This window comes from Isoptericola nanjingensis (assembly GCF_050311635.1).
GTDB lineage: Bacteria > Actinomycetota > Actinomycetes > Actinomycetales > Cellulomonadaceae > Isoptericola > Isoptericola nanjingensis.
Genome location: NZ_JBNOZL010000023.1, coordinates 1 through 263 on the forward strand (window position 1 = coordinate 1; position 263 = coordinate 263).

Consider the following 263-nt stretch of genomic DNA (forward strand, 5'->3'; position numbering starts at 1 on the left):
TTTTTGAATTCATTAGAGTTCATTAAATTTAAACAAGCCAAATTTTCAAACAATTTTTTTTTATCTGAAATTTGCGGAAGTCTTAAATAAGAATCTTGATGATTTTTACTCATTGATGAATTACTAAATGAATCTTCACCTTTCGAATCTTCATTTATATGATTTAATAATATAACTGGAAGTAATTTATTATAATTATATTTATTATTTATATTTTGCTCTTTTGTTATTCCATTACTTACTAAATTTATATTTGATATATT

1 protein-coding gene is annotated in these 263 nt (G+C 19.4%); it reads right to left on the minus strand.

Going from position 1 to position 263, the window contains the following annotated elements:
• Positions 1–263 (minus strand): hypothetical protein (locus ACQP6G_RS20860; RefSeq protein ID WP_429767238.1); only part of this gene is annotated, 263 nt, incomplete at both ends.